Below are 8,646 nucleotides of genomic sequence, written 5' to 3' on the forward strand. Positions count from 1 at the left end.
TTTTTTTTTTCACGCTAGTGTGCCCGACACCCCCACACCCACCACTGTGCCCGCGCCCCCGGGCGGCCCGCCCCCCCCCCCGCCCGGGGGGCCCGATGAAGATCCTCGTCTCCGCCGACATGGAAGGCGCCACGGGCGTCACCTGGCCCGCCGACGTCCTGCCCGGCACACCCGAGTGGGAGCGCTGCCGGCGGCTGTTCACCTCCGACGTGAACGCGGCCGTCCTCGGCTTCCTCGACGGCGGCGCCGACCGGGTCCTGATCAACGAGGCCCACTGGAGCATGCGCAACCTGCTGCTCGAACAGCTCGACGAGCGGGCCGAGATGCTCACCGGCCGCCACAAGTCCCTCAGCATGGTCGAGGGCGTCCAGCACGGTGACGTCGACGGCATCGCGTTCGTCGGCTACCACACCGGCGCCGGCACACCCGGCGTCCTCGCCCACACCTACCTCGCCAACTCCATCACCGGGGTCTGGCTCAACGGCGTCCGCGCGAGCGAGGGGCTGCTCAACGCGCACGTCGTCGCCGAGTACGGGGTCCCCGTCGTCCTCGTCACCGGCGACGACCTGACCTGCGTCGACGCCGACGGCTACGCGCCGGACGCGGTCAAGGTCGCCGTCAAGGACCACGTCTCCCGCTACGCCGCCGTCTGCCGCACCCCGGCCCGCACGGCCGCCGACATCCGGGCCGCCGCCAAGGAGGCCGCAGCCCTCGCCGTCCGCCGGGAACCCGCGCCCGGCGGCCCGTACACCGTGGAGCTGGAGTTCGACGCCGAGCACCTGGCGCTGACCGCGACCGTCGTCCCGGGGGTCGAACGCTCCGGGGAACGCCGGGTCGCGTACACCAGCGAGACGATGTACGAGGGGATCCGGGCCTTCAAAGCGGTCACGACGGTCGTCTCCGCGGCCGTGGAGGAGCAGTATGGCTGACATGCCCGCAGTCACCCAGGAGTGCCCCGCCGGGGGGCCCGGACCCGTGGCGGACCCGGTGAGCCCCGTGAGCCCGGTGAGCCCCGTGAGCCCGGTGGACCGGGTCGCGCTCGACGAGGCCGTCGCGTTCACCTCCGGCCTGATCCGCATCGACACCACCAACCGGGGCGGCGGCGACTGCCGCGAACGCCCCGCCGCCGAGTACGTCGCCGAGCGCCTCGCCGACGCCGGCCTGGAACCGGTCCTCCTCGAACGCACGCCCGGCCGCACCAACGTGGTGGCCCGGATCGAGGGCTCCGACCGCGGCGCCGAGGCCCTCCTCGTCCACGGCCACCTCGACGTGGTCCCCGCCGAGCCCGCCGACTGGAGCGTGGACCCCTTCTCCGGGGAGATCCGCGACGGGGTGGTCTGGGGCCGCGGAGCCGTCGACATGAAGAACATGGACGCGATGGTGCTGGCCGTCGTACGGGCCTGGGCGCGCGCGGGTGTCAAGCCCCGCCGGGACGTCGTCATCGCCTACACCGCCGACGAGGAGGACAGCGCCGTCGACGGCTCGGGGTTCCTCGCCGACCGGCACCCGCACCTCTTCGAGGGCTGTACCGAAGGGCTGAGCGAATCCGGTGCCTTCACCCTGCACAACGGCCCCGGCCAGGCCCTCTACCCGATTGCGGCCGGCGAACGCGGCACCGCCTGGCTGAAGTTGACCGCCCACGGCACGACCGGGCACGGCTCCAAGCCCAACCGGGCCAATGCCGTCAGCCGGCTCGCCGCGGCCGTGGCCCGGATCGGCGAGTACCGGTGGCCCGTCCGGCTCACCGACACCGTCGCCGCCTGCATCACCCGACTCGCCGCCCTCCAGGGCCTGTCGGTCGACCCCCGCGCCCGCGGCTTCGACGTCGACGCGGTCCTCGGCACACTCGGCCCGGCCGGCCTCCTCGTCGAGGCGACCGTGCGCAACAGCGCCAACCCGACCATGCTCGAGGCCGGTTACAAACTGAACGTGGTTCCGGGCACCGCCACCGCCTACGTGGACGGCCGGATGCTCCCCGGCGGCGAGGCCGAGTTCATCGCCACGCTCGACGCCCTCACCGGCCCCGACGTCACCTGGGCGTTCCACCACCGCGAGGTGGCCCTCGAAGCCCCCGTCGACGGGCGGACGTTCGCGATCCTGCGCGAGTCCGTGGAGCGCTTCGACCCGGACGGCCACGTGGTGCCGTTCTGCATGGCGGGCGGCACCGACGCCAAGCAGTTCTCCCGGCTCGGGATCACCGGATACGGCTTCTCCCCGCTGAAGCTGCCCCCGGGCTTCGACTACTGGTCCCTGTTCCACGGCGTGGACGAGCGCGTCCCCGTCGACGCCCTGCACTTCGGGGTGCGCGTCCTCGACCACGCCCTGCGGACCTTGTGAGGGGGAGCCGGTGATGGCGGTGCCGACCGGGCCCTACGGCAGCTGGCCCTCGCCCCTCGACGCGGCCGCCGCCGCCTCGCTCGACGGGCGGCCCGAGTACGTCGGCGCCGTCGGCCCGGAAGTGTGGTGGACCGAACCCCGGCCGGCCGAGGGGGGCCGCCGCACCCTGGTGCGCCGGCCCGCCGACGGTGGTCCCGAGGCCTCGGTGCTGCCCGCGCCGTGGAACGTCCGCAGCCGCGTCACCGAGTACGGCGGCCGGCCCTGGGCCGGCGTCGAACGGCCCGCGGGCGGGCCCCTGGTGGTGTTCGTCCACTTCGCCGACCAGCGCATGTACGCGTACGAGCCCGACGCCCCGGGCGGCGCGGCCCCGCGGCCCCTCACCCCCGTCTCCGCGGTCGGCGGCGGACTGCGCTGGGCCGATCCGGTCCTGCGCGGGAACGAAGTCTGGTGCGTACTGGAGGAGTTCACCGGGCCGGCGCCCACCGACGTGCGCCGGGTGCTGGCCGCCGTTCCGCTGGACGGCTCCGCCGCCGGGAACCGGGCCCTCGTACGCGAACTCACCGACGACCGGCACCGGTTCACCACCGGGCCGCGACTGTCACCCGACGGCCTGCACGCGGCCTGGCTGGTGTGGGACCACCCGCGGATGCCCTGGGACGGCACCGAGGCGCGGATCGCCGAGGTCCGCCCCGACGGGACCCTCGCCGGCGCCCGCACCGTACTGGGCGGCCCCGAGGAGGCCGTGGCCCAGGTGGAGTGGACCCCCCGCGGCGACCTCCTCGCCGTCAGCGACCGCAGCGGCTGGTGGAACCCGTACCGGGTGGATCCCGCGACCGGCGAGGCCGTCAACCTGTGCCCGCGCGAAGAGGAGTTCGGCGGCCCCCTGTGGAAGCCCGGGCTGAGCTGGCTGGCCCCGCTCCCCGGAGGGCTCCTCGCCGTCCTGCACGGCCAGGGCTCCTCGGTGCTCGGCGTCCTCGACCCGGAGAGCGGCGACCTGGTGGACGCCGCCGGGCCGTGGACGGCCTGGCAGCCCACCCTCGCCGCGCACGGCACCCGCGTCTACGGGGTCGCGGCCAGCCCGCGCAGCGCCTACGAGGTCGTGGAGCTCGACACCGTGGACGGGCACGCCCGGGTGATCGGCGCGGCCGGGGTGGACCCGGTGGACCCCTCCCACTATCCGGAACCGCAGAGCAGGACCTTCCTCGGCCCGGGCGGCCGGGAGATCCACGCCCACGTCTACCCGCCGCACCACCCCGCGTGCCGGGCCCCCGCCGAGGAACTGCCCCCGTACGTGATCTGGGCGCACGGCGGCCCCACCGACCACGTGCCGCCCGTACTCGACCTGCACATCGCCTACTTCACCTCGCGCGGCATCGGCGTGGCCGAGGTGAACTACGGCGGCTCCAGCGGCTACGGGCGCGCCTACCGGGAACGGCTGCGCGAGCAGTGGGGCGTCGTCGACGTGGAGGACTGCGCGGCGGTGGCCCGGGCACTGGCCGCCGAGGGCACCGCCGACCCCGGCCGGCTCGCCGTCCGCGGCGCCAGCGCGGGCGGCTGGACGGCGGCGGCCTCGCTGGCCGCCGGCGACCTGTACGCCTGCGGCACGATCATCTACCCCGTCCTGGACCTGCGGGGCTTCGCCGACGAGACCCACGACCTGGAGTCCCGCTACGTCGACGGCCTGGCCGGCCCCCCGCAGACCCTGGCCGTACGCTGTCGCGAGCGCTCGCCGGTGGCCCGCGCCGGCCGGATCAGCGCCCCCTTCGTGCTGCTCCAGGGCCTGGACGACCCGATCTGCCCGCCGGCCCAGGCGGAGCGGTTCCTGGCGGCCCTGCGGGGGCGTCCGGTGCCGCACGCGTACGTCGCCTTCGAGGGCGAGGGGCACGGGTTCCGGCGCGCCGACACCATGGTCCGGGCGCTCCAGGCGGAACTCTCGCTGTACGCCCAGGTGTTCGGCTTCGACCGGCCCGACGTCCCCCGCATCGCCCTGGAACCGGCCCCGGCCGGGGAGCCGGACGCCGTCCGGTCCGGATCACCCCCGGTCGACCGCGGCCCGGAAAGCGGCCGGTTTGATCGGCTTCAGGGGTGACGGGATGCGGGTGGGGGCGGGCGGCGTCATCGTCGCCGCGGGGGCGGGCGCCGGCGGCCGGTCCGCGAGCGGCGCCGTGGAGGCGGCCGGGAGCACGCCGGCCGTGATCAACAGGGCGGCGCAGGGCGCCAGCAGCGCCGCGCGCCGGTGGGCGGGCCGCGCGTCGGTCCGGTGGGTCCGCATGCACTCACCCCAACCCTGAGTCGGGCTCCCGCCCTGTTTCGGGCAGAATCCACCCATTTTAGCAGCGAGGCTCCGGCCGGGCCGTGTGCAGCCAGACGCGCAGCGGGCCCAGTGGGGCGAAGCCGTGGCGGACGGCGGTGTCCAGGTCGTCCCCGGCCTCGTAGCCGACGACCGGCAGGCCGGGCCACAGGGCCGTGACGGCGGTGAGGGCGCCCGCCCAGGCCTCGTCGTCCCGGGTGCCGTCCGCGGCGAACACGTTGGAGATCCCGACGACCCCGCCCGTCCGGTTGGCGGCGGCCCCGGCGACGATGCGCCCGTCCGCGGCCCGCCCGGCGAGAAAGGCGATCTCCGGCGTGAGCAGGCCGGCGGAGAACAGGCCGCCGCTCTCCTCACCGTCCCAGGCCGCCTCCCAGTCGGCCAGTTCCCCGGCGTCGGCGACCCGGGCCCAGGCCAGTGCGGACACGGCCGGAGCCGCGGCGTCCGCGGGCCGGTGGATCCACTCGGCGCCGAACAGCACCTCGAAGCCCGCCGGAGCCAGGTCGAGCGAGGCGAAGCTGTCCTTCACCGAGCAGCCGGGGGAGGTGGTGTCCATCCCGGCCAGCAGCGCCTGCGCCGAGGCGCCGCGGGTCAGGGTCACGCCGTCGGGGTAGTACGGCGGGGTGCGGCGTGCGCTGGTCCACGCGTCGGGTGCGAACGCGCCGCCGCCGCTGACCGCCGCGCACCACTCCGCGTTGTTGCGTACCGCCGCGTGCAGCAGTTCTTCGGTGTCCGGGGTGATGATCACGCCGGGAATCCTGTCACAGCTCATAGCCTGGGCGGATGTCATATTCCGCGTACCTGCGCGAGGGACGGCACGTCGGGCTGCGGCCCTTCCGGCTCGCCGACGGCCCCGAGTTCACCACCCACGTGCACGAGAGCCGGCACCTCCACCACCCCTGGCTCGCCCCGCCGGCGACGATCGAGGAGTACGAGCCCTACGCGACGTCGCTGATCGAGGGCGAGACGCGGGTGGGCTTCCTGGTCTGCGAACGGGAGACCGGGGCCATCGCCGGCTTCGTCAACATCAACAACATCGTCCGCGGCGCGTTCGACTGCGGGGCGCTCGGATACGGCGCCTTCGCGCACGCCGCCGGGCGCGGGCTGTTCCGGGAGGCCCTGGGTCTCGTCGTGGCGCACGCCTTCGCCCCCGAGGACGAGGGCGGCCTGGAACTGCACCGGCTGGAGGCCAACATCCAGCCCGGCAACGCGGCCTCCCTCGCCCTGGTCCGCGGGGCCGGGTTCCGGCTGGAGGGTTTCTCGCCCGGCTTCCTCTTCGTCGACGGCGCCTGGCGCGACCACGAGCGCTGGGCGATCACCACCGAAATGTCTGGTCCTGCGGCCGCGGATCGCGCAGGATGAGGAGATGCGAAGCCTGGTGCTCCTCGACGCCCCGTCCAACCTGGGCCTGCGCCCGCCCGCACCCGCCACCGTCCCCGGCGTCTACAAACTGGCCGGCGCCCTGCGCGAGCAGGGCCTGCTGAGCCGGCTCGGCGCCCGCGAGGGCGGGGTGGTCGTACCGCCGCGCTACGACCGCGGCAACTGGCGGGAGGGCGACGGGGTCTTCCACGCCGGCCCGCTCGCCGCCTACACCCTCGCCCTCGCCGACCGGATCGAAAAACACCTGCGCGCCGGGGAGTTCCCCGTGGTCCTCGGCGGGGACTGCTCGATCCAGCTCGGCGCCAGTCTCGCCATGCGCCGCGTCGGACGGTACGGACTGGCCGCGATCGACGGCTCCGCCGACTTCCGCCACCCCGGCAACGAAGCCGTCAACGGGCCCGTCGGAGCGGCCGCCGGGGAGGAGCTCGCCCTCGCCACCGGCCGCGGCCAGGCCGACCTCGCCGACCTGGAAGGGCGCGGGCCCTACCTCCGGGACGAGGACGTACGGCTCTTCGGGCTGCGCGACGGCGACGGGGACCTGCCCGAGCTGCGCGCCGCGGGGATCTCCACGGCCACCGTCGGGGACATCCGGGCCCGCGGCGCCGCCGCCGTGGCCCGCGCCGCGCTGGACGGACTCCACCCGCCGGACACCGAGGGGTTCTGGGTCCACCTCGACGCCGACGTACTGGACCCGGAGGTGATGCCCGCCGTCGACAGCCCCGACCCCGGCGGCCTGCTCCCCGGCGAACTCGCCGGACTGCTGTGCGTCCTGGTGGGCTCCCCGCGCTGCGTCGGCCTCAACGTCACCGTCTACGATCCGGACCTCGACCCGGACGGGCGGTCCGCGGCGCTGCTCGCGGACCTGGTCGCCGGCGCGTTCGCGTAGCGCTCCGGCCAGGGCTTTGCGTAATCCTGACCGGTGGTGATCCGCGGAACCCCTGTGCACCGGCCGCCGTGGCGTGTTCCATTTCCTGCATGGCCACCACCGTCCGCCGTGCCGTACTGACCCTGCCAGCAGCCCCCTTGGGGCCCGAGAACCCGCTGCCCGTCCTGCGTGCGCCCGCCGACGTGCACACCCTGGACGAGCGCACGCGCGAGGACCTCCCGCGCGACATGGCCCGGCAGATCGGGTACGAGCCGCTGCGCTCCCTGCTGCCCGTCCGGCTGCTGGACGGCTACCAACGGCGCAGGCAGGACACCGAGTTCGAGGCTGTCGTCATCGAGAACGCGCACCTGCGCGTCACCGTGCTGCCCGGGCTCGGCGGCCGGGTGCACTCCCTCGTGCACGTGCCCACCGGCCGGGAACTGCTGTACCGCAACCCGGTGTTCCAGCCCGCCAACTTCGCCCTCAACGGCGCCTGGTTCTCGGGCGGCATCGAGTGGAACGTCGGTGCGACCGGCCACACCACCCTGTCCTGCGCCCCGCTGCACGCGGCGCTCGTACCGGCGCCCGACGGGGGCGAGATGGTCCGCCTCTGGGAATGGGAACGGCTGCGCGACCTCCCGTTCCAGGTGGACCTGTGGCTGCCGGGGGACTCGGAGTTCCTCTACGTCGGCGTCCGCGTCCGCAACCCGCACGAACGTCCCGCCCCCGTGTACTGGTGGTCCAACACCGCCGTCCCGGAGGACCCGGGCACGCGGGTGCTCGCCCCCGCCGACGAGGCCTGGCACTTCGGGTACGAGCGGGCGCTGCGGCGCATCCCCGTGCCGCACTGGGAGGGCGAGGACCGCACCTACCCGCTGGGCAGCACGTACCCGGCCGACTTCTTCTACGAGGTCCCGGCCGGGGCCCGGCCCTGGATCGCCTCGCTGGACGCCGGGGGACACGGGCTCGTCCACACGTCCACGGCCCGGCTGCGCGGGCGCAAGCTGTTCGTCTGGGGCGCCGGGGAGGGCGGCCGCCGCTGGCAGGAGTGGCTGACCGAGCCCGGTACCGGCGGCTACGCCGAGATCCAGGCCGGTCTGGCCCGCACCCAGCTGGAGCACGTACGCCTGGAGGCCGGGGCGGAGTTCAGCTGGCTGGAGGCGTACGGGCCGCTGTCCGCGGACCCGGGGCCGGTGCACGGCCCCGACTGGGCGGCGGCCCGGTCCGCCGCGCAGACCGCCCTGGCCGCCGCCCTGCCCGCGGAGCGGGTGGACCAGGCGTACGAGGCGTGGCGCGGCTGCGCCGACACCGAACCGGGGGAACGGCTGGCCGCCGGTTCCGGATGGGGCGCGCTGGAAGTGCTGTGCGGCGGGCACAAGCTGCCCGGCACCCCCTTCCCGGAATCGGGGCTCGGCGAGGCCCAGGCCCCCTGGCTGGAGCTCTGGCGCACCGGGGTCTTCCCCACCCCGCGGCGGGTCGCGCCGCCGGGGCCCAGCCTGGTCGCCCCGCACTGGCGGGACATGCTGGAGACGGCTCCCGCCGAGCCGCTGGCCGAGTACCACCTGGGCGTGGCCCAGTGGCACGCCGGGGACGTGGCGCAGGCGGTGCGCAGCTGGGAGCGCGGCCTGGCGCTGGCCCCCTCGCGGTGGCCGCTGCTGCGCTGCCTGGCGGTGGCGGAGGGGCGGGGGGAGGGGGCAGCCCCGGGGAGGGCTCGCCGGGAGCGCGTCTCGCTGGGAGCGGGGGGGCTGGTGGTGCG

Annotated in this window: 7 protein-coding genes and 1 pseudogene; 6 read left to right on the plus strand and 2 right to left on the minus strand. The window is 75.4% G+C overall.

The annotated features are described in order from the left end of the window. Positions 1–95 precede the first annotated feature (95 nt). From ACFXA3_RS21380 to ACFXA3_RS21390, 3 genes are read left to right on the plus strand one after another with little or no spacing between them, the layout of a single operon-like run. Complete coding sequence (locus ACFXA3_RS21380) at positions 96–929, plus strand: M55 family metallopeptidase (RefSeq protein ID WP_385188914.1); 834 nt, start codon at positions 96–98, stop codon at positions 927–929. Position 930: 1 nt separating this feature from the next. Beyond that, complete coding sequence (locus tag ACFXA3_RS21385) at positions 931–2,337, plus strand: M20/M25/M40 family metallo-hydrolase (protein ID WP_385188916.1); 1,407 nt, start codon at positions 931–933, stop codon at positions 2,335–2,337. Positions 2,338–2,350: 13 nt separating this feature from the next. Continuing rightward, positions 2,351–4,426, plus strand: coding sequence for a prolyl oligopeptidase family serine peptidase (locus ACFXA3_RS21390; protein ID WP_385188918.1), 2,076 nt, complete (start codon positions 2,351–2,353; stop codon positions 4,424–4,426). On the opposite strand, the gene ACFXA3_RS21395 is transcribed toward ACFXA3_RS21390, so the two are convergent. Beyond that, positions 4,370–4,609 (minus strand): hypothetical protein, encoded by a 240-nt coding sequence (locus ACFXA3_RS21395; protein WP_385188919.1) that lies wholly within the window; start codon positions 4,607–4,609, stop codon positions 4,370–4,372. The genes ACFXA3_RS21390 and ACFXA3_RS21395 overlap by 57 nt on opposite strands. Positions 4,610–4,667: 58 nt before the next feature. Next, positions 4,668–5,417, minus strand: coding sequence for a hypothetical protein (locus ACFXA3_RS21400; RefSeq protein ID WP_385188921.1), 750 nt, complete (start codon positions 5,415–5,417; stop codon positions 4,668–4,670). 11 nt (positions 5,418–5,428) lie between these two features. On the opposite strand from ACFXA3_RS21400, the gene ACFXA3_RS21405 reads away from it, so the two are divergent. The 3 genes and pseudogenes from ACFXA3_RS21405 to ACFXA3_RS21415 all read left to right on the plus strand — a co-directional run. After that, positions 5,429–6,007 (plus strand): GNAT family N-acetyltransferase, encoded by a 579-nt coding sequence (locus ACFXA3_RS21405; RefSeq protein WP_385188923.1) that lies wholly within the window; start codon positions 5,429–5,431, stop codon positions 6,005–6,007. Between the two features lie 4 nt (positions 6,008–6,011). After that, positions 6,012–6,911 carry an arginase family protein gene (locus tag ACFXA3_RS21410; protein ID WP_385188925.1) on the plus strand — a complete coding sequence of 300 codons (900 nt, stop codon included), beginning with the start codon at positions 6,012–6,014 and terminating at the stop codon, positions 6,909–6,911. An 89-nt stretch (positions 6,912–7,000) separates the two neighbouring features. Continuing rightward, positions 7,001–8,646 (plus strand): annotated as a pseudogene (locus ACFXA3_RS21415) (DUF5107 domain-containing protein); the annotation flags it as partial.

It is taken from the genome of Streptomyces sp. NPDC059456, assembly GCF_042750055.1.
GTDB lineage: Bacteria > Actinomycetota > Actinomycetes > Streptomycetales > Streptomycetaceae > Streptomyces.